13 protein-coding genes are annotated in these 24,680 nt (G+C 71.5%); 6 read left to right on the top strand and 7 right to left on the bottom strand.

Annotated elements, in window-relative coordinates:
• Positions 1 to 129 precede the first annotated feature (129 nt).
• Entirely contained in the window at positions 130 to 1,317 is a 1,188-nt protein-coding gene (locus tag AB0L33_RS30700) for a cellulose-binding domain-containing protein (protein WP_365686615.1), read from the top strand.
• A gap of 174 nt (positions 1,318 to 1,491) precedes the next feature.
• On the top strand, positions 1,492 to 1,926 hold the full coding sequence (locus tag AB0L33_RS30695; protein ID WP_365686613.1) for a hypothetical protein: 435 nt from the start codon (positions 1,492 to 1,494) through the stop codon (positions 1,924 to 1,926).
• Between the two features lie 13 nt (positions 1,927 to 1,939).
• Here AB0L33_RS30695 and AB0L33_RS30690 read toward each other — a convergent pair whose 3' ends face one another.
• The 3 genes from AB0L33_RS30690 to AB0L33_RS30680 are packed head-to-tail and all read right to left on the bottom strand — an operon-like array spanning position 1,940 to position 4,736.
• Positions 1,940 to 2,638 carry a helix-turn-helix domain-containing protein gene (locus tag AB0L33_RS30690; protein ID WP_365686612.1) on the bottom strand — a complete coding sequence of 233 codons (699 nt, stop codon included), beginning with the start codon at positions 2,636 to 2,638 and terminating at the stop codon, positions 1,940 to 1,942.
• Positions 2,635 to 3,867, bottom strand: a complete 1,233-nt coding sequence (gene fahA, locus AB0L33_RS30685; RefSeq protein ID WP_365686610.1) for a fumarylacetoacetase — start codon at positions 3,865 to 3,867, stop codon at positions 2,635 to 2,637. Before fahA ends, AB0L33_RS30690 begins: the two co-directional genes overlap by 4 nt.
• Positions 3,864 to 4,736: a hypothetical protein gene (locus AB0L33_RS30680; RefSeq protein ID WP_365686608.1), complete on the bottom strand. Its 873-nt coding sequence runs from the start codon at positions 4,734 to 4,736 to the stop codon at positions 3,864 to 3,866. The genes fahA and AB0L33_RS30680 overlap by 4 nt, the downstream gene beginning before the upstream one ends.
• A gap of 176 nt (positions 4,737 to 4,912) precedes the next feature.
• Between AB0L33_RS30680 and AB0L33_RS30675 the strand changes: the two genes are divergently transcribed.
• The 4 genes from AB0L33_RS30675 (at position 4,913) to katG (ending at position 11,621) form a co-directional block, all read left to right on the top strand.
• Positions 4,913 to 6,133 (top strand): chitinase, encoded by a 1,221-nt coding sequence (locus tag AB0L33_RS30675; RefSeq protein ID WP_365686607.1) that lies wholly within the window; start codon positions 4,913 to 4,915, stop codon positions 6,131 to 6,133.
• Positions 6,134 to 6,313: 180 nt separating this feature from the next.
• Complete coding sequence (locus AB0L33_RS30670; protein ID WP_365686605.1) at positions 6,314 to 8,536, top strand: serine/threonine-protein kinase; 2,223 nt, start codon at positions 6,314 to 6,316, stop codon at positions 8,534 to 8,536.
• A 26-nt stretch (positions 8,537 to 8,562) separates the two neighbouring features.
• A complete protein-coding gene (locus AB0L33_RS30665) occupies positions 8,563 to 9,177 on the top strand; it encodes a class I SAM-dependent methyltransferase (protein WP_365686603.1) in 615 nt (204 codons plus the stop codon).
• A 212-nt stretch (positions 9,178 to 9,389) separates the two neighbouring features.
• The gene (gene katG / locus AB0L33_RS30660) at positions 9,390 to 11,621 is read left to right on the top strand and encodes a catalase/peroxidase HPI (protein ID WP_365686601.1); all 2,232 of its coding nucleotides are present in this window, start codon (positions 9,390 to 9,392) and stop codon (positions 11,619 to 11,621) included.
• A 61-nt stretch (positions 11,622 to 11,682) separates the two neighbouring features.
• On the opposite strand, the gene AB0L33_RS30655 is transcribed toward katG, so the two are convergent.
• The 4 genes from AB0L33_RS30655 to AB0L33_RS30640 all read right to left on the bottom strand — a co-directional run bounded on the left by AB0L33_RS30655 (position 11,683) and on the right by AB0L33_RS30640 (position 24,436).
• On the bottom strand, positions 11,683 to 14,964 hold the full coding sequence (locus tag AB0L33_RS30655) for a GH92 family glycosyl hydrolase (RefSeq protein WP_365686679.1): 3,282 nt from the start codon (positions 14,962 to 14,964) through the stop codon (positions 11,683 to 11,685).
• 279 nt (positions 14,965 to 15,243) lie between these two features.
• Positions 15,244 to 17,454 carry a helicase gene (locus AB0L33_RS30650; protein ID WP_365686678.1) on the bottom strand — a complete coding sequence of 737 codons (2,211 nt, stop codon included), beginning with the start codon at positions 17,452 to 17,454 and terminating at the stop codon, positions 15,244 to 15,246.
• A gap of 158 nt (positions 17,455 to 17,612) precedes the next feature.
• Positions 17,613 to 18,137, bottom strand: a complete 525-nt coding sequence (locus AB0L33_RS30645) for a hypothetical protein (RefSeq protein ID WP_365686600.1) — start codon at positions 18,135 to 18,137, stop codon at positions 17,613 to 17,615.
• Between the two features lie 41 nt (positions 18,138 to 18,178).
• Positions 18,179 to 24,436 (bottom strand): RHS repeat-associated core domain-containing protein, encoded by a 6,258-nt coding sequence (locus tag AB0L33_RS30640; protein ID WP_365686599.1) that lies wholly within the window; start codon positions 24,434 to 24,436, stop codon positions 18,179 to 18,181.
• Positions 24,437 to 24,680: the final 244 nt, after the last annotated feature.

Raw genomic sequence — 24,680 nt, 5'->3', positions numbered from 1 at the left:
GATCGTGTGGCGAAACTTTCGGACCCTCGGAAGTCTCCGTCCGCCATTGTATTGACAGTGTCTCGTCAAGCCGCTGTCATACATGGGAGCGCTCCCACATTTCTTCCCCACGCCCCGAGGAGGCGCACCATGACCATCCACCCCCGCCGCTTACCGCGCAGAACCTGGACGGCGGCCGGCTCCGTCGTCGCGCTGGCCCTGTCGCTCCTCGTCGCCATGCCCGACGGGGGACCGGCCGCGGCGGCGGAGTCCGCGCCCGGGTGCCAGGTCGACTACACCGCCAACGAGTGGACCGGCGGCTACACCGCCGAGGTCAGTGTCACCAACGAGGGCCCGGCGCTCAGCGACTGGCAGCTGACCTGGACGTACGACGGAGACCAGCAGGTCACCTCCGGCTGGAACGCCACCGTCACGCAGACCGGCCACGCCGTGACCGCGGTCAGCACGGCGTGGAACGGCGCGGTGGCCGAGGGCGGCACCGTCTCCTTCGGGGTGCAGGGGACCTCGCAGTCGGGCGGCCCCGCGCCCACCGACTTCGCGCTCAACGGCGTCTCCTGCGGGGGCGATGACACCACGCCCCCGACCACTCCGCCCCCGACGACGCCGCCGCCCACCACACCGCCCTCCGCCGAGTGCGGCGACGCGGTCGTCTGCGACGACTTCGAGGACCAGACCGGTTCGGCACCCGCCGGGAACTGGCGGTTCACCGCGCCCGACTGCCAGGGCACCGGGACGGCGGCCGTGGACACGGCGACCGCGCACAGCGGCACGCGCTCGCTGCGGCTGGACGGGAAGGCGGGGTACTGCAACCACGCCTTCGTGGCCTCCACCGCGGACCTCTCGAACGTGGGTCCCGTGCTGTACGTGCGCATGTGGGTGCGGCACACCACGGTGCTCCCGGCCGCGCACGTCGCCTTCGTGTCGATGCCCGACAGCTCCCAGGGCGGCAAGGCGCTGCGGATCGGCGGGCAGAACGGGGCGCTCCAGTGGAACCGGGAGACCGACGACGCGACGCTCCCGGCGCAGAGTCCGACCGGGGTGGGGCTGAGCAGGCCCCTGCCGACGGGCAGCTGGCAGTGCCTGCGGTTCGCCGTCGACACCACGGCTCCGGGGCTCGACACCTGGCTGGGCGACGAGCAGGTGCCCGGCCTGCACGCCGACGGCGTCCCCACGCGTGACGTGGACGACCAGTGGCTCTCGCGGACCACCCCGCCCCGGCCCACCGCCCTGCGGCTCGGCTGGGAGAGCTACGGGGTCGGCGACGACACCCTGTGGTTCGACGACGTGGCGGTCGGCTCCGAGCCGATCGGCTGCTGAGGGGCGGCCGCCCGGCGAGCGGGAGGCGGGCGGCCGCGACGGGCCGGTGCGGGCTTCGGGAGGAGCCGGCACCGGCCCTTCCGCGCCCCGGCGGCAGGGGGCGTTCCGTCCCGAATGGGCGGCATGTCAAGCTGGCGCTCTGCATCAGTCGTCCGGCCCGAAAGACAGAGGCTCATGTCCCAAGACGCTCCGCCGCCGGAGAACACACAGGCGTTCCGCGCCCCCCGGTGGTACCCGTGGGCCGGTGGTGCGCTGTTCGGGCTGCTCCTGGCGACGATCGCCGGGGCCTACGAGGAGCCCGCCCATGTCCTCGCGCTGCTGGGGACGGCCTTCCTGCTCGTCGCGCTGATCAGGCGCCTGCGCGTCGAGGCCACCGGGGTCGGGGCCTCCGCTCTCCGGCGCGGTGGCCGGGAACTGCGCGAGGCCGCCGGGGCGGGCCTCGCCGCCGGGGTCGTGTGGGCGGTGTGCTCGATGGCGGAGGCGGCGCCCGCCGTCTGCGTCGCGGCCCCCGCGCTCACGGGCGCCGTCGCCTGCTGGTCCGTACTGGAGCGCCGCAACAGGTCCGCTCCGGCCCGGCGCCCCGGCGCCCACGCCCGCCGCGCCGCCTGACGGGGCGCCGCGCTCACCCCTCGCCGAGGTGGTCGCGCAGGGTGCCGATCGCGGCGGCGGCTTCCAGGACGTGGGGGACAGCTCGTTCGGCGAGGTCGGGGTCGGAGGTGACCACGTTGATCGCGGCCCGGACCGGCCAGCCCGGCAGGGGGGCCGCGATGCCGTGGGCGCCGATGTTGACCTCGCTGTGGGTGATGACGCAGCCGGTCTCGCGGATCGCCTGGACGCGGGGCGGTTCGGCGGCGCGCGGGGGGCCGGAGGCCAGCGCGGCCAGGCCGCCGGAGCCGTGGTCCAGGGGGTCGCGGCTGCCCTTGCGGTACCAGAACAGGGGGCCGTCCGTCGGCGGTTCGGCCACCACCGTGGTGACGGCGGCGGTGCCGATGGCCTCGACCAGGCTCGCGGTGGCGTCCAGGCGGCGGGCGAGGCGGTGCAGCACGGGCTCCGCGACGGTCCGCAGGCTGGGTCCGGTGCCGCCGAGGAGGCCGGTCACGGCCGGGCCCACGGTGTAGCGGCCGCTGTCGTCGCGCGCGGCGAAGCCCGTCCGGTGGAGCGAGACGAGCAGCCGGTGCGCGATGGAGCGGTGGAACCCGGTCGCGGCCGACACCTGGCTGGTCGACAGCCCCTCCGGGTGGCGGCTCAGCTCGACCAGGAGGGCGAGTCCGCGCTCCAGGGTCTGCGAGCCGCCGCTCTCGGAGTCGTTCGGCGGTGTCATTCCACCTCTTCGGGGAGCGGCCGGATGGTGGGGAGGATCCTGCCACGGACCTCGCCCAGGCCGATGCGCCCCCGCGCGCCCGGAGCCGAGTAGCGCAGGACGACCTCGTCGCCGTCCTCCAGGAACGTGCGCTCCTCACCGCCCGCGGTCCAGGTCTCCTTGCCGCCCCAGGACAGTTCGAGGAACGAGCCGCGCTGGTGCTTCTCGGGGCCGGAGATGGTGCCCGACGCGTAGAAGTCCCCGACCCGCAGGGAGGCGCCGTTGACCGTGAGGTGGGCCAGCATCTGCGCGGGTGACCAGTACATGGACGCGTACGGCGGGCGCGCCACCACCGTGCCGTTGACCTCGACCTCCACGTCGATGTCGTAGCCCGACGGGCCTTCCTCGCGCAGGTAGGGCAGTACGGCGGGGTTCTGGCCGGGCAGGTCGGTGCGGGCGTGTTCGAGAGCGGCGAGCGGGGTGACCCAGGCGCTGATGCTGGTGGCGAAGGACTTGCCGAGGTTGGGGCCCAGCGGCACGTACTCCCATGCCTGGATGTCGCGCGAGGACCAGTCGTTGACTCCGGTGACGCCGAACACGGTCTCGGTGAACTCGGAGGTCGCGACCCGCTGCCCGAGCGGGACCGTGCGGCCGACGACGAAGCCGAGTTCGGCCTCGATGTCCAGGCGCAGCGACGGGCCGAATGTGGGTGCGGGGTCGGTGGGCGCCTTGCGCTGTCCGGCGGGGCGGTGCACCGGGGTGCCCGAGACGATGACGGAGCCCGCGCGCCCGTGGTAAGCGACCGGCAGGTGGCGCCAGTTGGGCATCAGGGCGTCCCCGTCGGGCCGGAAGATCCGCCCGACGTTCGTGGCGTGGTCCACGGACGCGTAGTAGTCGACGTAGTCCCCGACCTCGAACGGCAGGTGCAGGGTGACCTCGGCCAGCGGCACGAGGCGGACGCGGTCGCGGTACGCGGTGTCGGTGAGCAGTTCGGTCGCCCAGGCCCGGACCCGCCCCCAGACCGTCGCACCGGCGGCCATCAGCGGGTTGAGCGCGGGCGCGTCGAGCAGCGGCGCCCAGTCGGGGCGCAGGCCGGTGGCCGCGGCGCCCAGGTCCAGGACGTGGTCGCCGATGCGGACGCCGATGCGCGGGGAGGTGTCCGCGGTCGAGAAGACGGCGTACGGGAGGTTGTCGACGTCGTACGCGCTGCCGGCCGCGGCCTCGGCCCAGGTGACGGGGTGGGTGCTCATGCGTGGGGTCCTTCGGAATCGTTGTCGGTCGCGGGGCCGAGCAGGCCCAGGGCGGTGAGGTCTTCCAGCGGTTCGAGCACGCTGCACGACCCGTACGAGACGAACGCCTCCCGCGCGGCGGCGGCCCCGCCGGCCGGGAGTGCGGTCACCGCACGCGCCAGCGCCTCCGGGTCGCGTTCGGCGAGGGCCGCACGGACACCGGACAGGGGGGCTCCGGCGCGGGCCCGGGCCGCCGCCAGGAGCACGTTGAGATAGCCGTGGTGCTCGAAACCGGTGGCGGCCGCGGTGTGCCGGACCGCGTGGTGCAGCCCGGCCGTGCACTTGAAGGCGGCGCCCGAGGCGACGGCCTCGTGGATCCACGCCGCCACCTCGTCCTCGTCCGGGAACGCCGCCGCCTCGGTCCCGCCGGTGCGGAACTTCAGCCGGAAGCCGTGTCGTACCACCAGTGCGAGGGCCTGCTCCCAGGACGGCGTGCCGGGACGCGGCACCTCCACGTACACCGTGCCGGGGAAGCCGAGCGCGGCCAGCTCCTCGATCTGCGGCCCGAGCGGCCGGGCGGGGTCCGGCTTGAACTCGATGGCCGCCGGCCCCAGCCGGTCGGTTCCCGCGAACGCGGTCAGGACCTCCGGGAGCGCGGCCGGCCCGGCCACCACGCTCACGCGCAGGCCGTCGGGGAAGAGGTCCGGCCCGGCCTGCCCGGCCAGTTCGCCGAGCCGGTCGGCGCCGATCACGAACGGGCCCACGAGCTCGGCGTGGCCTGACGCGAGATGCCCGGCGTGCTCGGTCACGGCACGCGGCAGTGGAGCCAGGCCGGGCGGGAAGACCGCGGCGTCGTCCACGAGATGACGGAAGGCGAGAGGGAAGGACACGCGCGACACCCTAGCCGAGAGACCCGTAATGCGGACGGGGCATGTTCTGATATCGGTCACGCGGCAGGCAGGGACCCGGTGGGAACTTCAAGAATGCGCAATGGTCTAGGCCAGCACATTGACGTGAATGCGTCATCCTTCGATTCTGGCGGCACCTTCTCCCGACAGGAGCCTCCATGAGACGTCTTCGCGCTCTGCTCTCCGGCGTGGCCACCGCCGCCCTGGCCACCGCAGGACTCGCGGCCTTCGCCGCGCAGCAGGCATCGGGTGCGTCCGCCGACGCCACCGCGCTGTCGAACCGGTGGTACGCCGCCGCGCCCTACCTGATGCCGCACGACAACAACCCGCCGGACGCGGGCGCCATCATGGACGCCACCGGCCTCAAGGCGTTCCAGCTGGCCTTCATCCTGGCTCCCAACGGCGGCGGCTGCAGCCCCACCTGGGACGGAACGTCGCCGGTCTCCTCGGACACCGCGGTCGCCTCCGTCATCAGCGCGATCCGCGCCAAGGGCGGCGACGTGTCGGTCTCCATCGGCGGCTACGGGGGAACGAAGCTCGGCCAGACCTGTTCCGACGCGGCCTCCACCGCCGCCGCGTACCAGCAGGTCATCACCAAGTACCAGCTGAAGGCCATCGACTTCGACCTGGAGGAGCCGGAGTACGAGAACACGGCCGCCATCGCCCGCGAGATCGGCGCGGCCAAGATCCTCCAGCAGAACAACCCCGGCCTCTACGTCTCGGTCACCACGGCGGCCACCGCCGACGGCACCGGCTGGTTCGGGAAGCAGATGCTCAACGAGGCGAAGGCGCAGGGCTTCACGCCGAACAACTTCTCCATCATGCCGTTCGACGGCGGCTTCAACGGCGCCGCCGCCCAGACCGGCGCCCTGACCAACTTCAACTCCATCCTGCGCACCACCTTCGGCTGGGACGAAGCCACCGCGTACGCCCACGAGGGCTTCTCCGGCATGAACGGCCGGAGCGACACCGGCGAGTACTTCACCCAGGCCGACTTCCAGACCGTCCTGGACTTCGCCACCAGCCACCACATGGACCGCTTCACCTTCTGGTCCCTCAACCGCGACCGCCAGTGCACCCCGCCCGACAACAACGGCAAGACGTCCGGCACGTGCAGCAGCGTGGCGCAGGCCGACTGGGACTTCGCGAAGTACTCGGTGAGGTTCGCGGGCGTCACCCCGCCCACCACCACTCCGCCGACCACGCCGCCCCCCACCGGCACCTGCACCGCCGCCGCGTGGAGCAGCAGCGCCGTCTACACCGGCGGCGCCACGGTCTCGTACGGGGGACACACCTGGAAGGCCAAGTGGTGGACCCAGAACGAGACGCCCGGCTCCACCGGCGAATGGGGCGTCTGGCAGGACCTGGGCCCCTGCTGACCCGCTGACCCGCCCGCCTCGACGGCTGCCCCGGTTCCGGCCGGGGCAGCCCGCGCCGCGTACCGGCCCGTACCCGTTCACCCGCGTTGCCGGACCGCACCACCCTGCGGCTAGTTTGTGTCCAGCACAGACGGGTGGTCCGTGACGGCCGAGGCCCACGGGGACGAGAGGTCGGGAAGAGTGTCGCTGCGCGCAGGCGATCCAGCCGAGATCGGCGGTTATCCGCTGGAGGCGCGGCTCGGTTCAGGGGGCATGGGCACGGTCTTCCTGGCCCGCACGAGCTCCGGCCGGCCCGTCGCGATCAAGCTGATCCACCAGCACTTCGCCGGCGACAGCGAATTCCGCACCCGCTTCCGCCAGGAGGTCGCGGCGGCACGCCGGGTCAGCGGCGCCTTCACCGCCGCCGTGGTGGACGCCGCACCCGAGGCCGAACAGCCCTGGATGGCCACCACCTACATCGAGGGCCCCACCCTCGCCGAGCGCATCGCCGCCGAGGGCCCGCTGAACGGGGCCGGACTGCGCAACCTGGCCATCGGGCTCGCCGAGGCGCTGCGCGACATCCACCGCGTCGGGGTCGTCCACCGCGACCTGAAGCCGTCGAACGTGGTGCTGTCCCCCGAGGGGCCGCGCGTCATCGACTTCGGCATCTCGCGCGCCGCGGACCAGCAGACCCTGACCATGACCGGACGCGTCATCGGCACCCCGCCCTTCATGTCGCCGGAACAGCTCCAGGCGCCGCGCGGCGTCGGACCACGCTCCGACGTCTTCTCGCTGGCGACCCTCCTGGTGTACGCGGCCACGGGCCACGGCCCCTTCGACGCGGACAGCCCCTACCTCACGGCCTACCAGGTGGTGCACGAGGAACCCTCGCTGGACGCCGTGCCGGGGCCGCTGCGCGCCGTCGTGGAACCGTGCCTGGTCAAGGAGCCGGAGGGCAGGCCCTCGGCCGACGAGCTCCTGGAGCTGCTACGGGACCTGCCCGCCGACCTCGGCGGCGCGGCGGCTGCCGGGCGCACCCCCGGCCGCACCCGGGACGTGGCCACCCAGCACCACCTGGCCACACGCGACACCCCGGCGCCCGGCGCCCCCGCCCCGGAGCGGACCGGCCCCCTCGGCGGGCCGCGGCCGCGCGGCCGCTGGCGGACCGTGCTCGCGGCGGCGGTCGCCGTGGCCGCGATCGGCGGGGGAGTGGCCGCCCTCCGCGCGGGCGGCTTCGGCGAGGAGCCGGACGAGGGCAAGGCCCGTACGGTCGCCGCGCCCGCGGGCACCCTGCCCGGCGGTTTCACGCCCTGGCGCGTGACCGTGCCCGGCGGGCAGGAGGACATCCCCGACGAGCTGCGGTGCGTCGCGCGCGGCGAGGCGGTGTTCTGCGGAGGCGGCGGCGTCGTCGCCACCCGGATCGACGTGCGGGACGGCTCGCGCGCCTGGACGGTGAAGAGCCCGGGCGTCCCCGTCCAGGGCATGCACATGGTGGGCGCCACCGACGACACCGTGATCGGCTACCGGTTCGCCGCCCAGGACGACCCCCGGGCGCGGGGCGACGAGGTGGTCGCCGTCGACGCCGACAGCGGCAAGGAGCTGTGGTCCACGGTCTCCGGCGCCCAGTCGACGGCCGTCACGGGCCGGACCCAGGACGCCGTCGTGACCGGCTCCACCGTGATCACCGTCAACGCCTCGGACGACGCCTTCGAAGCCCGGGACGCGCACAGCGGCGAGCTCATCTGGACGGCGTCCTTTCCCGGCGGTTCCCGGTGCGCCCCCGTCCCGGCGGGCGACGCTCTGCTCGCCATGTGCGTGACGGACGCGGAGGTCCAGGCTCTGACGGTGAGGCACCCGGTCGTCCATGTGCTCGACCGGGCCAAGGGGACCTGGGGCCGGGCCGTCGCGCTGGACGGGCCCGGCGTTCCCGTGGGCGCCGACGGCGGCCGGCTCGTCCTGCTCCGGGAGCGCACCGAGGGCGCGGCGCTCAACGGCTACGACGCGGTGATGCGGGTCGATCCGGCCTCCGGGAAGACCACGAGCGAGCCGCTGGACACCACGTACGAGGGCACGCCCGGCATGGCGGACGGCGTCGTGTACGTGAGCGGGCAGACCGGCCGCGTCACCGCGTTCGACCCCGCCACCGGCCGGAAGAAGTGGTCCCGGCAGACCAGTGTGGAGGGCGCGTCGGGCCCCGCGGCGGGGGACGGCGCCCTGCTCTTCAGCTCCGCCACCGGCCGCGTGGTCGCCCTCTCCCCGTCCGACGGCACGGTGCTGTGGGCGACGGACCCGAGAGCCGACGGCCTGACCGGGCAGGAGGGCGCGAGCCCCCGCGTGACCGTCGCCGGACGCGTGGTGATCGTGGCGGCCGCCCGGAACACCGTCTTCGCCTTCGACGCCCACCGCCCGCCGAAGTCGGGCTGACCACGTCCCCGTTTACAGTGGCCCGCATGAACCGCTGGAGCGAACTGACCGGAGACACCTCGGGCGAGGACTACGCCGCCCGCTTCGCGGCCCTGGCCCGCAGCGGCAAGGACATGCACGGCGAGGCGCGGTTCTGCGCCGCCCTGGTGCCCGCCGGGGCGCGGGTCCTGGACGCCGGCTGCGGCACCGGCCGGGTCGCGATCCGGCTCGCGGAGCTCGGGTACGACTGCACCGGGGTGGACGTCGACGCCTCCATGCTGGCCGTCGCGCGCAAGCAGGCGCCGGAGCTGCCCTGGTTCCGCGCCGACCTGGCCGCGTTCGACCCGGACGCGCTCTCCATCGAACCGGGGTTCGACCTCGTCGTCGCCGCGGGCAACGTGATGGCGCTGCTCGCCCCCGGCACCGAGGGCGCCGTCGTCGCCCGCCTCGCCGGAGCGCTGCGACCGGGCGGTCTGCTGGTCGCCGGGTTCGGCCTGGACGCGGCCCACCTCCCCGTACCGCCCGGCCTCACGCTCGCCGAGTACGACACCCACTGCGCCGCCGCCGGGCTCACCTCCGTGGACCGCTTCGCCACCTGGGACGCCGCCCCGTACGACGGCGGCGGTTACGCGGTCAGCGTGCACCGGCGGGGCGAGGGCTGACCGGACGGCGGCTCCAGCTTTCCTGAACACGCGTTCGGTGCCGCTGACGCCGTTGATCCATTCCATCGCGTGTTCGTATTGACTTGGACAAGGTCCATCGTAGGATCGGTTCCGGCCGAAGTCAGGGCAGGACGCCCTCCGGGCGAGACCGGTCGGGCCAGCCCCCTCGCATTCTCAGAGCAACGAGATCCGCCCCGTCCGGAAGGAATTCCATGACTGAGAACCACGACGCGATCGTCACCGACCCCAAGTCGGAGGAGGCCGGCGGCTGCCCCGTCGCGCACGGTCGCGCGCCGCACCCCACCCAGGGCGGCGGCAACCGCCAGTGGTGGCCGGAGCGGCTCAACGTGCGGATTCTCGCCAAGAACCCCGCCGTGGCCAACCCGCTCGGCGAGGACTTCGACTACGCCGCGGCCTTCAACGCCCTGGACCTGCCCGCCGTCAAGCGGGACATCGCCGAGGTGCTGACGACGTCGCAGGACTGGTGGCCCGCCGACTTCGGCAACTACGGCCCCTTCATGGTCCGGATGGCCTGGCACAGCGCCGGCACGTACCGCATCAGCGACGGCCGCGGCGGCGCCGGTTCCGGCCAGCAGCGCTTCGCCCCCCTGAACAGCTGGCCGGACAACGCGAGCCTCGACAAGGCGCGCCGGCTGCTCTGGCCGGTCAAGAAGAAGTACGGCAAGAACCTCTCCTGGGCCGACCTGCTCGTCCTCACCGGGAACGTCGCCCTGGAGACCATGGGCTTGAAGACCTTCGGCTTCGGCGGCGGCCGCGTGGACGCCTGGGAGCCCGACGAGGACGTGTACTGGGGCCCCGAGACCACCTGGCTCGGCGACGAGCGCTACACCGGCGACCGCGAGCTGGAGAACCCGCTCGGTGCCGTGCAGATGGGCCTCATCTACGTCAACCCGGAGGGCCCCAACGGCAACCCGGACCCGATCGCCGCGGCCCGCGACATCCGCGAGACGTTCCGCCGCATGGCGATGAACGACGAGGAGACCGTCGCCCTGATCGCCGGCGGCCACACCTTCGGCAAGACGCACGGAGCCGGTCCCGCCGACGCCGTCGGCCCCGACCCCGAGGCGGCGCCGATGGAGCGCCAGGGCCTCGGCTGGGAGAGCTCGTACGGCACCGGCAAGGGCGGCGACGCCATCACCAGCGGCCTCGAAGGCATCTGGACGGACACCCCCACCACCTGGGACAACAGCTTCTTCAACATCCTCTTCGGCTACGAGTGGGAGCTCTTCAAGAGCCCCGCGGGCGCCCACCAGTGGCGGCCGAAGGACGGCGCGGGCGCGGGCACCGTGCCCGACGCGCACGACCCGTCGAAGAGCCACGCCCCGACCATGCTCACCACCGACCTGTCGCTGCGCTTCGACCCGGCGTACGAGCAGATCTCGCGGCGCTTCCACGAGAACCCGCAGGAGTTCGCCGACGCCTTCGCCCGTGCCTGGTTCAAGCTGACCCACCGCGACATGGGCCCCGTCGTCCGCTACCTCGGCCCCGAGGTTCCGCAGGAGACGCTGATCTGGCAGGACCCGCTGCCCGAGCGCACCCACGAGCTGATCGACGCCGCCGACGTCGCGGTGCTCAAGGACAAGGTCCTCGCCTCCGGCCTGTCCGTCTCCGAGCTGGTCTCCACCGCCTGGGCCTCCGCCTCGTCCTTCCGGGGCAGCGACAAGCGCGGCGGCGCCAACGGCGCGCGCATCCGCCTCGAACCGCAGAGCGGCTGGGAGGTCAACGACCCGGACCGCCTCGCGGGTGTCCTGCGTACGCTCCAGTCCGTCCAGGAGTCCTTCAACGCGGAGCAGCAGGGCGGCAAGCAGGTCTCGCTGGCCGACCTGATCGTCCTCGCGGGCGCGGCCGGAGTCGAGAAGGCGGCCAAGGACGCCGGTACGGACATCGAGGTCCCGTTCACCCCGGGCCGCGTCGACGCCACGCAGGAGCAGACCGACGTCGAGTCCTTCGTGGAGCTGGAGCCGGTCGCCGACGGCTTCCGCAACTACCTCGGCAAGGGCAACCGGCTCCCCGCCGAGTACCTGCTGCTCGACCGGGCGAACCTGCTCAACCTGAGCGCCCCCGAGATGACGGTCCTCGTCGGCGGTCTGCGCGTGCTGGGCGCCAACCACCAGCAGACCTCGCACGGTGTGTTCACCGACGCGCCGGAGACCCTCACCAACGACTTCTTCGTCAACCTGCTCGACATGGGCACGACGTGGAAGTCCACGGCCGACGACCAGAGCGCCTTCGAGGGCCGCGACGCCGTCACCGGTGAGGTGCGCTGGACCGGCACCCGCGCCGACCTGGTCTTCGGCTCGAACTCCGAACTGCGTGCCGTCGCGGAGGTCTACGCGAGCGACGACGCCCAGGAGAAGTTCGTGCGCGACTTCGTCGCCGCCTGGGACAAGGTCATGAACCTGGACAGGTTCGACCTCGTCTGACGACGCCGCAAGGGCCGTTCCCCCGCGCGGGGGAACGGCCCTTGCCGTTGTGCGGGTCCGGTCAGGCGGTGGCCACCGCGAAGACGTGGATGATCCCGCCGTCCGTGGTGCCCGGCAGCGTCACGGACGCGAGCCGCTTCCCGGCCTGGAGCGCGATGGGCGCGGTCGCGAAGACCTCGGTGCCCACCGGGTCCTTGCCGCCGCCCTGCACGTCGCGGTACTCGGTGTGCACCGCCACCGTGTTCCCGTACGACGGCTGCTGCGAGCCGCCGCCCAGCGTCCAGTCGCTGAAGCCGATCTCGGCCTGCTGCGTGGTGCCGTCGGTGTACGTGAGCGTCACCGTGCCCGACGCCTTGCCCTCGGCCGCGCTCCCGAGGAACGCCAGCTTCGTGTCGTCCTCGTCGGAGGGGACGTTGAGCACCTGGGGGCTCGTGCCGACCACCTCGATGTTGTCCGGGTCACCGGCCTTCACCTTCGGCCAGGTGAAGTCGAAGCCGCCCGAGGAGACCGTGCCGCCCGGCTCCGCACCGGCCGCCGCCAGCGCCTCTGCCGAGTAACTCCAGCCCTCGCCATCGAAGTTGGCCTGCGGATTCTCGTCGTCCGCCGAGATGCCGGTGCTGTTGCGGTTCCACAGCAGCCCGTTCCTCTCGGCGACCGTCACCGCCGCCGAGGTCTTCGGCAGCTCCGTTCCCGTCGACGAGCTCAGCGTCACCGGGACCGTGTAGTAGCCCTCGGCCGTGTCCTTGCCCGCCGACACGGTGAGCTTCGCCTGCGCCGCGCCGCCGGCGGGGACCGTGAAGTCGCCCTCCGCCGGGGCCACGGTGACCCCGGCCGGGACCTGGGCCTCCCAGTGCACGGTGGTGGCCTTCGTCTCCAGGCTCTGCACCTTGACCACGGTCTGCGCGCCGTCACCGCCCGGCTCGACCTTCAGCCGGTCCGGGGACGCGCCGGTGAAGTACTTCAGCCCGCCGCCGGGAAAGGACGGCGGCGCGTCGGCCGGTGCGCTGCCCCAGGAGGTGTCGGGCGTCGTGCCCAGCGTGAAGTCCAGCCGCCCGCCGTGCTCCACCAGCGAGTCACCGACCCACGGCTTCGTGGACGTGCGGCCGTCGACCTTCAGCCCGTGGATGTACGTGTGGTCCGCCGACGCGGCCGGAGCCTCGATCGTGATCTCCTTGCCGTGCCCGGTGTGCACCACCGCGTGCGGGAACAGCGGCGCGGTGAGCGTCAGATCGGCGCGGCTCGGGTTCTGCGGGTACATGCCGAGCGCCGAGAAGACGTACCAGGACGACATGGTCCCCGCGTCGTCGTTGCCCGGGATCCCGCCGGGACCGTCGGTCCACAGCTGGTCCAGCTCCGCGCGGACCGTCTCCTGCGTCTTGTAGGGGGCGCCGAAGTAGTTGTACAGGTAGGGCGCGTTGATGTCGGGCTCGTTCGTCGGGTCGTAACGGGTGGCGTCCTTCGCGGAGAAGTCGAACTTCCCGTCCGGCGTACGGAAGAACGCGTCCAGCCGCTCCGTCGCGCGCTCGTTGCCGCCCATCGCGCCGGCGAGACCGGCCACGTCCGAGTAGACCATCCAGGTGTACCGGGCGCTGGTGCCCTCCACGAACCCGGCGCCGGTGCCGGGCGTGAAGGTGCCCGCCCAGCTGCCGTCGGACTTCCGGTCGCGTATGTACCCGCCGTGCTCGGTGGCGTTGGCGTCGAAGACGTTCGTCCAGTTGCCCGAACGGTCCAGGAACTCCTTGGCGTCGGCCTTGTTGCCCAGCCGCCGGGACAGCTCCGACAGGCCGTAGTCGGCAGCCGCGTCCTCCAGCGTCTCGGCCGCCCCGCCCCAGCAGTGGCAGTTGTCCGCCGGTACGTAGCCGAGCTCCAGGTACTTGTCGAGCGCGGGGCGCTGGCCCACGCACTCGACGTTGCAGCCGGAGCTGTCGGAGTCGTTGGCGGTCGGCACGGTCGCCGCCTTCACCAGTGACTTCAGCGCGCCCTCGACATCGAAGTCACGGCCGCCGAAGGCATAGATCCCGGCGAGCGCCGCGTCGGACGGGTCGCCGGACATCACGCTCGTCTTGCCGTTCTCCAGCAGCCAGCGGTCCCACTCGCCGTCCCGCTGGTTCGCGTAGTTGAAGAGGGACTGCGCGTAGTCGCTCCCGGCCTTCGGGTTGAGCAGCGCCATCAGCTGCACCTGCGCACGGTACTGGTCCCAGCCGGAGAAGGTGCCGTACTGCGCCTTCTGTCCCTTGGACAGCCGGTGCGGCTTCCGGTCGGCGCCGAGGTAGCGGCCGTCCACGTCGCTGGTGAGTGTCGGCTCCAGCATGGAGTGGTAGAGCGCGGTGTAGAACGCGGTGCGCTGGGTCTTTGTGCCGCCGCCGATCTCGATCGCCTTCAGCGCCTTGTTCCAGTTCGCGGCCGCCTGCCGCTTCACCGCGTCGAAGCTCTTGCCGGGCCCGTTCTCCTGACGGAGGTTGGCCTCGGCGTTCGCGGCGCTGACGTACGAGACGGCCACCTTGGCGCGCACCTCGGTGGTGCCGTCCGCGAACGTGACGTAGCCGCCGGAGCCCTTGCCCTCCTTGGCGTTGCCGGACGAGCTGTAGCCCGTTCCGCCGGAGGCGGAGGTGGAACCGGGGGTGAGGGTGTCGTCCTTCCAGGTACCGACCTTCGCGAAGGGCTTGTCGAAGTGGGCGGTGAAGTACAGCGTGTAGAGGTCCTTGCGGTTGTTCGCGCTCTGCGGTCCGCAGAAGTTGCCCGCCGTGACGGACCCGGTCACCGTCCGGGCGGCCTCGTCGATCCGCACGGTGGCATCGGTGCTGCCCGTCTCCGAGTTGGAGGTGCGGAAGAGCAGGCTGGCCGGCTTGTCCGCCGGGAAACCGAACTCGCCCGACCCGGTCCTGGCGGTGGTGGTCAGCGCCGCCGAAGCGCCACCGGCCAGGCCCACCTTGTAGTAACCGGGGGTGGCCGTCTCGTCGTCGTGCGAGAAGTCGCTCGCGTACTTCGCGTCGGTGGTGTCCGAGGTGGGGGAGGAGTCCACGTCACCCACGTACGGCATGATCGGGATGTCGCCGTTCGCGCCCGAGCAGCCCACTCCGTTGAGGTGGGTGAGGCTGAAGCCGCGGATCTTCTTCGCGTCGTACTGGTAGCCGCCGGGGGCGGGCGTCGAGACCTGCTTGCCCCTCGAGTTCTGCGGGCTCCACGCCAGCATGCCGAACGGCTGCACGGCGCCCGGATAGGTGTTGCCCGCGTTGGACGTGCCGATGAGGGGATCGACGTACGACACCGGGTTCTTGACGATGTCCCGGCCGGGTGCGGCCGAGGCGGGGGCGGCGGCCGCCGCGAGCCCCGCTACGGCCATGGCGGCGGCCGTGACGGACCCCACGGCCCTGATCGCGGTGTGCGTACGACGTTTGTGCGTGTGTGGCACCGTTCCTGCCCTTCTGATGTGACGGACGGTCAGCGCGGCGGGGTCCGACGCCGGGACCGGGGAGGAACGGCGTGACCCGACAACGTTGTCAACGACGTGAGGATGCTCCTCCTGCCGGTCCGGGGTGTCAAGGCTCCCCGGAATACGCCCGTCCGGCCGGGCTGTCCCCGCACAACAGCCCGGCCCGCGACCCCGGTTGCCCGGGGCCCGTCAGCGCAGGGACGCCGGAAGCGCCTCCCGGTGCAGGATGCCCAGCCGCTGCGTGGCCCGGGTCAGCGCCACGTACAGGTCGCTCGTCCCGAACCGGCCGGGCTCCACGACCAGGACGTGGTCGAATTCGAGGCCCTTGGCCTGCCGGGGCCCCAGCAGCACCACCGTGCGGGTCAGATCGGGCTCGCCGCCGGGCACGATCCCGTCCAGCGGCGCCGCGATCTCCTCGTGCAGCTCGCGCGGCGCGATCACCGCGAGGCGCCCCTCGGTGGGGGTCAGCTCCTCGACCGCCCGTGCCACCGCGCCCGCCAGATCCGCCCCGGAGTCCCGCACCCACGGCACCTCGCCCGTGGAGCGCACCGACCCCGGCGGCTCGAACGAGGGGTCCTCGGCCCGCAGCACCTTCGCCGCGAGCTCCATCACCTCGGCGGGCGTACGGTAGTTGACCCCGAGCCGGACGTGCTCGTACCGGTCACCGACGTACGGCTCCAGGATCTCCTGCCACGAGCCGACCCCGGCCTCCTCCGAGGTCTGTGCCGGGTCGCCCACCAGCGTCATCGACCGGGTCGGCGACCGCCGCATCAGCAGCCGCCACGCCATGGGCGAGAGCTCCTGCGCCTCGTCCACGATGATGTGCCCGAACGCCCAGGTCCGGTCGGCGGCGGCCCGCTCGGCCGCGCTGCGGTGGTCGGCCTCCTCCTGCCGCTCCGCCATCCGCTCGGCGTCGATGATGTCGTGCGCGGCCAGCAGCTCCGACTCCTCGTCCTCGAACTCGAAGGACTCCGAGCCCCTGGACAGCTCCAGGACGCCCTGGGCGTACGCGATCCGCTCCTGGCGCTCCGCCTCGGCGGCGGCCCGCTCGGCGCTGTCGTCCACCCCGAGCAGTTCCGCGGCCTCGTCCAGCAGCGGCACGTCGGCCGGGGTCCACGCGCCCTCGCCGGGCGCCCGCCGGATGGCATCCGCGTCCGCGTCCGGCAGGTGGACCGGCTCCGCCAGGAAGTCGGCGAGGAAGTCCTCCGGGGTGAGGGTGGGCCACAGCCCCTCGATCGCGGCGTGCACCTCCTGGCTGACCGCGACCGCCTTGCCGAGCTGGGCGATGTCGTCCGGGCCCAGGAAGTTCGGCCCGCCGTACGGGTCGGCGCCGATGCGCTCGGTGAGCTGGGCGGTCAGCGCGTCGATGATCCGGAACGCGAAGTGCGGCCGGGCCAGGTTGTGCGGCAGCCGGGTGTCCCGGGCGGCCTGCCGGGCCTCGTAGGCGATCTCCCAGTCCAGGACCAGGTCGCCGTCGTCGTGCGGGACGATCAGCGGGGCGCCTGGCTCGGGCAGCTGCTGCCGGTCCCGGACCGCCAGCGCCAGCGCCTCGGCCATGGGGGCGCCGCCCTTCACGGCCGCGGCCCGGGGCGTGTCCGTGCCCCGGGCGCGGACGCCCGGGAACAGCTCGGCCTGGGTGGCGAGGAGGACGCCGGTCTCGCCCAGCGAGGGAAGCACCTCGCCGATGTAGCCGAGGAAGGCCGGGTTCGGGCCCACGATGAGGACCGCCCGCTTGGCCAGCAGTTCCCGCTGCTCGTACAGCAGGAACGCCGCCCGGTGCAGGGCGACGGCCGTCTTGCCGGTGCCGGGCCCGCCCTCGACCACCAGGACGCCCCGGTGCGGCGCGCGGATGATGCGGTCCTGCTCCGCCTGGATGGTCCGCACGATGTCCGCCATGCGTCCGGTCCGCGCCGAGTTCACCGCGGCGAGCAGGACCGTGTCGCCGCTCGGGTCCTCGAAACCGGTGCGCTCCCGGTCCCCGACGTCCAGGATCTCGTCGTGCAGCTCGGTGACCGTGCGGCCCTCGGTCGTCAGGTGGCGGCGCCTGCGCAGCCCCATCGGGGTGTGATTCGTGGCGAGGTAGAAGGGGCGGGCGACCGGGGCGCGCCAGTCGATCAGCAGAGGTGTGTGTTCGGTGTCGTCCTCGCGGATTCCGATGCGGCCGATATGGTGCGCGACGCCGTCGGTGAGATCGATCCGGCCGAAACAGAGCGAGCCGTCCACCGCGTTCAGCGCGGCGAGCAGACCGGAGCGCTCGGCGACCAGGACGTCGCGTTCGAGCCGGGCCTGCTGGCCGGTGCCGACCGGGGTCAGGGCGTCCTCGACCTGCTCGGCGGCGTCACCGCGCAGCACGTCGACACGGTGGTGGAGCCGGTCGACGTATTCCTGTTCCTTCTGCAATTCGGCGCTTTCCCGAGTTGACAAAACAGCTCCCTGACGGATATGGTGATTCTTGTCGGCCCCCGGTGAGGGGCCTTTTTCTGTGGGCGCACAGAATCACTCAATATACGCGCGAAAATCCCCGGCCCGCAATTGCGGACCGGGGATTTTCGCTTTGATCAGCAGGCGTCGTCCGCCTGCTTCCGGAACTCGGCACGGCTCATGGCCTCGCCGGCGACCCACCACTGTCCGGGCTTCAGCTTCGCGAGGGTGGCACTCGTGAAGCTCGTGATGGCTTCGTACTGGACGGCGCCGTTCGACTTCTCGACGTCGAAGCTGAGGTAGTAGTGCGGCCCGGACGCCAGCCCGGTGGCGGGCCGCGCTTTCCCCGCCCAGTCCGGCGGGGGGCGGAACAGGCTGAACTCCTGTTCACCGGTGACAGACCCGGGCGGCCGGGCCGTCCACGCACCGAGGTCCGTGGAGGTTGCTCGTCCGCCTTTGTCCTCGTCCCGCAGAAGTGACACCTCGCCGAAGGCGTCCTCGTCCGAGCAGGGCCGCAGCAGCGCCCGGATGTCCCCGTCCGGTGCCCTGCCCACGGCCACGAGGGGATGCTCGGGCGGGCTGCATCCCGCTGTCAGCAGGGCGAGGCCCACCGCCACCGCCGCGCGAGGCAGCACACCTGCCCACTTGCCGCTCCCGGTCACGATGGTCCTCGCCTCGATTCTGAATCGGTCCGACGGTCAACCTACCTGCGTATGTAGCCGCCCCAGTAGAGGTTGGCCTCCTTCTCGAAATTGTTCTCCAAGGCGGGATCTCCCGTCTTCATCTGCGATTTGCCCGACTCGATCGAGTAGTCGAGCACGTAGAGGTCGGCGTTCGTGTAGCGCGCCCACTGCTTGGAGTGCACCGCTTCGTGGCGGAGCAGGTCGGGTCCGTACTTCTCCATGTACGCAGTGCCCTTGGTGGCCTTCAGCTCATTTCGTCTCTGCTTCTCTTTGTTGAGCCGGGTCTGGAGCCCACCCTTGCCGTACGGCACGAAGAGCACGTCGCCGACGGTGATGGGCTGATCGCCCGCCGGTGAGCTGCCGTAGCAGATCACCTGGCTCTTGCCCGCCTCGCACTCGCCGCCCGCGCCCGCGTTGTAGGTCAGGGCCATGGCATTTGCGCCATTGATGTTGTTGGCCAGGTGACTCTTCTTGAGCAGCAGCCGCGACAGCGCGCTCTTCTTGTCGATCCAGTGCAGGATCTTGCCCACGGCGTCGCCGAACGGGGCCAGCGGGTTCCAGCTGCTGCCGGAGCCCGGGTAGGGCGGCAGCGACGGCGGGGCCTGCGGCGAGGGCGAGGGCTGGGGCCGGGACTTCTTCTTTTTCTTCTTCTTGCCGCCGACCCGGTCCCGGTCCTTGTCCTTCTTGTGGCACACCGGGTCGTACGGGTTGACGTCGCAGCGCGTCAGGCCGGACGGGTCGGCGTAGCCGATCGGGTTGTTCCCCGAGTAGCTGTACGAGTTCAGCGCCTGCGGGTCCGCCGTGTCGGTGACGGCGTCCGTCGACAGGAACCGGCCCAGATTCGGGTCGTACATCCGCGCCCCGAGCAGGGAGAGCCCTGTGGAGTCGTCCTCCGGCTTGCCCACGAAACCTCGGTCGAGGCCGTCCGGCAGCGCGGACGCGGTGCCGCGCTGCTTGCCGAAGGGCGTGTAGCGGCGGCGGGTGACCGCCCCGGCCATGGAGATGACGAGCTGCACGGACGCCTGGTTGTCACCGAGCAGCCAGGACAGGACGCCGTTGGCGGAGCCGTCGGCGGTGCGGGTGGCGATCACGGTGTCCGCCGCGGAGTACATCCGGGTCGCCCGCGGGGCACCGGACCCCTTCTTGTGGACCTCGTGCCCGTCGACGTACAGCACCTTCTCCTGCGGCGAGGTGCGCAGCAGCACATTGCCGTCGACGTCGTAGACGTACGTGGACGTCTCGGCGCCGGTGCTCTTGTTCTGGGTGATGCTGCTGACCCTGTTCAGCGCGTTCCACTGGAGGGTCGAGCTCTCGCCGCCGACCTTGCGGGAGGTCATCTGTCCCGCGTCGTTGTAGCCGAAGGTGTCACCACCGGCGCTGGTCACCGCGTGCGGGCGCGGCTGGTCGGGGGTGTACGTCGCCTCGTCGGCGCTGTAGCCCGGGTACTTGTAGTCCTTGGTCGTCGCACCGGTGGCGGTGGTGTCGGTCACCGACTGGATGTTGCCCAGGCGGTCGTAGGTGTACTTCGTCTGATAGGGGTCGGGGCCCGTGAAGTCGGACTTCGGGGTGGACGCGCACGCCGTGGCGGCCGTGGTCCACGCGTCGGTCAGGCGCTCCAGGTCGTCGTAGCGGAAGCACTCCTGCTGGTTGTCGACGGTGGCCCGCTCGGCGGTCGTCTGCCCCTTCAGGTCCCTGCTGTAGAGGTCCTCCTGCACCTTCTTGGTGACGGACCCGGTGGTGACGTCCGTGCGGACGCTCTTGAGCCAGCCGGTGCCGTTCGTGTCGTCGTAGCCGTAGGTGCGCGCGGCCTGCGAACCCGTGCCCGAGCTGCCGAGGGAGCGCGAGGTGAGCCGGCCGTAGTCGTCGTAGCCGGTGCCGGCGAGGTAGGTGGCCAGCGGGCTGCTGAGCTTGTCGACGCGGCCCTGCGCGGTGTAGCCGGTGGTCACCGTCTCGGCGGGCAGGCCACCGATCGCGGGGTACTTGACCTCCGTGGTGTGGTCAGCCGCGTCGTAGCCGTAGCCGAAGGTGTACGAGCCGTTCAGCCCGGACCCGTCGTCCGGGACGGTCATCGTCTTCGACGTCGTGCGGCCGCGCGCGTCATAGGAGTTGATCTTCACCGAGTACGCCTTGCCGCCCGCGTAGGTGGTGGAGACCGCCGCCAGGCCCTTGCCGCCGGTGGCGGTGTCGTAGCTGATCTCGGAGAGCAGCGTCGAGCCCTGCTTGGTCTTCGTCTTGCGGCCGATGCTGTCGTACTCGTTGGTCAGCACGGTGTTGTTGCCGTCGGTGGTGGTGAGCACCGCGCCGTTGTCGTCGTAAGTGGTGCTGGACAGACCGGAGTCGGGCTCGTCGGCGGTGAGCCGGTCACCGGCCCAGTTGTACGTGTAGTGGGTGGTGTTGCCGCGGGAGTCGTGGATGTACTTCAGCCCGCCGCTTCGCGTGTACTCGTACGTCGTGGTGTTCGACTCGGCGCCGATGTGCTCGACGACGCGGTCGGTCTGCCCGTAGACGTCGACGTAGGTGTAGGTCGGCACGTTGTTGGCGTCGAAGGTGGTGGTGAGATCGGCGCCGGTGTACTGGGTGACCGACCTCGCCGCCGTCTGCGCGACCCCATTGACCTGGATCTGCGACAGCGTGGTGCGCCCGGCCCAGTCCACCTGGAGGTCGGTGTAGGACTGCAGGTCCGCCACCGCCGGATTGACCAGGCCCGATCCCGCCGCCTTGTCGTTGTAGAAGGCGGCGGAGGTGCCCGCGATGTTGCCCGAGGAGTCGTAGCGGGTCACCGTGACGATGCGCCCGGAGCCGGACGGTGCCGGCTCCTGCTGCTCCCGGAGCCGCCCCATGCCGTCGCCGTACGTGACCGACGTGGTGTACGTGCTGCCGGACTGCAGGGTCTGCGAGGTCGCCTTGAGCGGGGCTCCGGTGGCGACGTTCGGCACGCCCGTCTCCGAGGGGGCCACGGGGATGTCGTAGGCGAACTTCATGGAGGGGGCGCCGTCCGGGTAGTTGCCGGACTCCGTGGGCTTGAAGACCTTCGAGAGGCGTCCGACCGCGTCGAACACGACGTAGGTCGTGGCGCCGTTCGCGTCGACCTTCTTCCACGGTTCGCCGAAGAAGCGCGACACGTACTCGGTGGAGACGAGGGGAGTGCCGCTTCCGGCCCCGTCCGGGTCGGGGGTGGTCGTCGTGATGCCGTTGACGGGCCACGAGGTGGTGGGGTCGAAGGCGACGGTGGTGAGGTTGTTCTTGCCGTCCCAGGTCTTCACGGCCCGGCCCGCGTCGTCGAACTGGCTCTTCGCGGAGCGGTAGTGGGAGGCGTCGGTGTACGTGCGGACCTCGGTGGCGTTGCCGTCGACCAGGGCGGCGTCATTGCCGGTCATCGCGGTGGCCCCGTCGTACAGGGTCACCGTCCGCTTGTCCTGGTGCAGGGTGTCGTTGCCCGCGGCCTGGTCCTCCGCCTGGGCGGTGCAGGAGACGCTGTAGTGCCGCTCCTCGTCCTGGTAGACCATCCACCGCCTGGTGTGGGTGCCGTCGAGTTCCTCGGTGTTGTAGGCGCGGCCGTACTCGGTGCAGTGGTTGTCGCTCACACCGCTCTCGCCCCAGTCGTCGACGCGCATGGGCAGCCCGAAGCTGGTGCTCGCGGCCTCGTCGTTCTCGTACTCGTTCTCGACGACGTGCTCGCGCCAGGTGGCCAGGTCGTCCGTGGAGGTGGACACCTTCTCCAGCGTGCGGGTCTTCTTCTCCCGTACGAAGCGGGCGTCCGGCAGCCCGACGTACTGGGCGATGTTGTAGGCCCAGTACTCGTGCCACTCCCTGCTCTGCGAGTCGCCGTTGTGGTCGCGCTCCGACGTCTCCAGGGTCTGGCCGGAGAGCCAGGCGGAGTCGGTCCAGGTGGTGCCCTCGGAGTCGGTGACGCTCACCGAGCGCGTCGCGGCCGGGTCGGTCTTCTCGGTCCGGTCGCCGTCCAGGCCGCGGTAGAGCCAGTGGTAGGTGGAGTGCTTGTTCGCGTTGGCTCCGGTGGTCACGAGGACCTTGCCGTAGCCGCGCCACTCCGTCCAGGACTCGTCCTCGTCCTTGGCCACCGGATCGGCGCTGAACCGCCAGCCGGGCGCGCCGTCGTACTCGTACTCGGTGGTCATGGCGGGATCGCCGTCGGCGAGGTCACCGGGGTCGACGACCACCTTCTTGACGACGAACTTCTTGAACCAGCCGGTGCGTTCGCTCTCGGAGCCCTCGGGCACCCACTTCTGCCAGAAGCACTCGTACTTGTTGGCCGACTGGCTCGGGAGGCTGTTCTCGTCGCACTGCCGGGAAATCGTGCCGCCCTCGTCGGTGGCATGCCCGTAGGTGGCGGAGATCGTGGCGCCGGTGTCGGTGAAGACCTTGTTCACCCGGCGGAAGTTGAGTTCGCCGGCGCCGACCTTGTTGTCCTGCCACTCGCCGTTGAAGTTGATGGTGGGCTGGGTGATGTCGGTGCCCGAGTAGCTGCGGCGCTGGATGTAGTCGAGCCACAACTGGTCGCCCACCGCACCGGCCGGGTCCATCAGGGCGTACTTCATCTGGTACTGCCGGATGGTGTCCCACTCGGCATCGTTGTTGTCGCGGACCCGGACGTTGATGTCCCACAGCATGCCGCGCAGGAAGAACGTCGGGTAGTACGTCTTGCCCGCGCAGGACTCGCCGTCCTCGGGGCCGTCGCAGATCAGGTCGACGGGGACGTCCGGATACGAGGCGGGCTTGGCGTCGATCGTCGGGCACGTCGGCGCCGCGTTGTTGAGCGGGTCCTTCTCGGACATCCGCTCCACGCAGCGGTTGACGTGCTCGAAGTCGACCTGAGCCGGCAGCTGCGCGTTCGGGATCTGGGACGACCAGCCGTAGTCGATGCGCTCCAGGTAGGCGCCCGCGTCGTAGGAGCGGGCCTTGTCGGCCGCGGCGACCGAACGGTAGTAGTTCTTCTCCTTCGTGTAGAAGTAGGAGTTCTCCACCTCGTTCGGGGTGACCACCCGGTCCAGGTTCCAGCGCCAGGCCTGCTTGCAGGGGTTGGGGAAGGACGAGAAGCAGGGTTCGCCCTCGTCGTCGCCGACGACGGGCACGGTCAGGACCGAGTCGGTCTTCTCGTACTCGCCGGCGTTGTTCTTCCGCTCCGTGCGGCCCCAGCCGAAGTAGTGCCGGGTGCCGTCCTGTTCGGTGACCACCCAGAACTCGTCGGTGTTGTCGCTGCCGTAGCCGCCGTTGAGCTTCTGGACCCGCCAGCCGGGGTCGCTCTGGAGGTGGAAGGAGCCGGTGCCGGTGTTGTCCTGGACGAGTTCGGAGGTGGTGCCGTTCAGATTGATGACGTAGGAGGCGCCATTGGGGTCCTTCGACGAGTTCGGTGAGTCCCAGCACAGGTCACCGAAGCCCGGGTGGCCGTCCTGGGTGCAGTTCTTGTAGCGCCGCTCGATGTAGCCGACATTGAGGTCCCAGCCCATGCCGACCCAGGACGCCTGGTTGTTGGAGGCGGAGGTCCGCCCGTCGATCTCCTGCGAGTTGTAGTCCAGCGACAGGTCGGGCGCCTCGCCGACCGGTGGGTCGGGAACCTCGATCGGCACCGAGTAGGTGAAGGCTCCCGAGCCGAGCGAGACGTCCCACTTGCCGGTGGGCGACAGGGTGCTGGCCCGGTAGTCGCCCTGGTCGGAGGAGGAACCGGACGTGAGGGCGTACACGGACGGTTCGCCGAGCGCCGCCATGCCGGAGATCCGCTCGATCCGCGGGGCCGCTTCGACCGTCGCGGTGAGGGTCTGCGCGGTGGTGTCGTTCCTCGCCGCCACGTACGTGGACTTCTGGCAGCGCGGCAGCTCCGGGGTGGTGGCCGCGCAGGCCGGGAGCTTGATCAAGCGGGCCCGGCCCGCGAAGTCACCGCCGTACGCCTTCGCGAACCCCGAGTAGTCGATGGCGATCTCGACGGGCCCGGCGGTGGTGCCGCCGTCGCTTCGCGCCACCCGGACACCCAGCCCGAGCGCCCCCGCCCGCTCGGCCTGCTGCCGGTCCAGCACCTGGACGTCGACCTTGGCGGGCGCCTCGGCCGCCGGTGCGGCACCGGCGGTCCTCGCGGTCCGGCCCGGCCGCACGGACACCACGGACGATGCCTTGCCGCCGCCGGCCGACAGGTCCACCGTGGCGGAGCCGGCCTTCGGCCAGGAGACCCGGGGGGCCTTCGTCATCGTGGGTTCCTGCGCGGAGGGCACCGGCGCGTCCAGCGCCCGCGCGGGCACGCTCGGCTTCTCACCGTCGGGCAGGCTCACGGCCGCGGCGGTCGGCGCTATGGCCACTGCGGACAGGAGCCCCGCAATCAGCCCTTTCACCACCAACGCGGAAATTGATCTGGAACGTGCGCGTCTCACGGAAACCCCCCACATCGTGTCTTCGTCCACGCGCTTCGAGCCATGAGAACAAGGGTCGCGGCACGCTCCGCGCCGAATGCCGGGCGCGGCGAACGTGGAGCCTAGGGAAAGGGCTTACGGCATGTCCAGATCAACAAATGCGTCC

Source organism: Streptomyces sp. NPDC052299 (assembly GCF_040679335.1).
Classification (GTDB): domain Bacteria; phylum Actinomycetota; class Actinomycetes; order Streptomycetales; family Streptomycetaceae; genus Streptomyces.
The sequence above is the reverse complement of the archived record's forward strand: the minus strand, read 5'-3'. Positions and strand labels throughout refer to the sequence as shown.

Bases quoted from the DNA above. Each gene is read 5' to 3' on its own strand.
- AB0L33_RS30700 (WP_365686615.1), top strand. From the start codon at position 130: ATGACCATCCACCCCCGCCGCTTACCGCGCAGAACCTGGACGGCGGCC.
- AB0L33_RS30695 (WP_365686613.1), top strand. From the start codon at position 1,492: ATGTCCCAAGACGCTCCGCCGCCGGAGAACACACAGGCGTTCCGCGCC.
- AB0L33_RS30690 (WP_365686612.1), bottom strand. From the start codon at position 2,638: ATGACACCGCCGAACGACTCCGAGAGCGGCGGCTCGCAGACCCTGGAG.
- fahA (WP_365686610.1), bottom strand. From the start codon at position 3,867: ATGAGCACCCACCCCGTCACCTGGGCCGAGGCCGCGGCCGGCAGCGCG.
- AB0L33_RS30675 (WP_365686607.1), top strand. From the start codon at position 4,913: ATGAGACGTCTTCGCGCTCTGCTCTCCGGCGTGGCCACCGCCGCCCTG.
- AB0L33_RS30665 (WP_365686603.1), top strand. From the start codon at position 8,563: ATGAACCGCTGGAGCGAACTGACCGGAGACACCTCGGGCGAGGACTAC.
- katG (WP_365686601.1), top strand. From the start codon at position 9,390: ATGACTGAGAACCACGACGCGATCGTCACCGACCCCAAGTCGGAGGAG.
- AB0L33_RS30655 (WP_365686679.1), bottom strand. From the start codon at position 14,964: ATGGCCGTAGCGGGGCTCGCGGCGGCCGCCGCCCCCGCCTCGGCCGCA.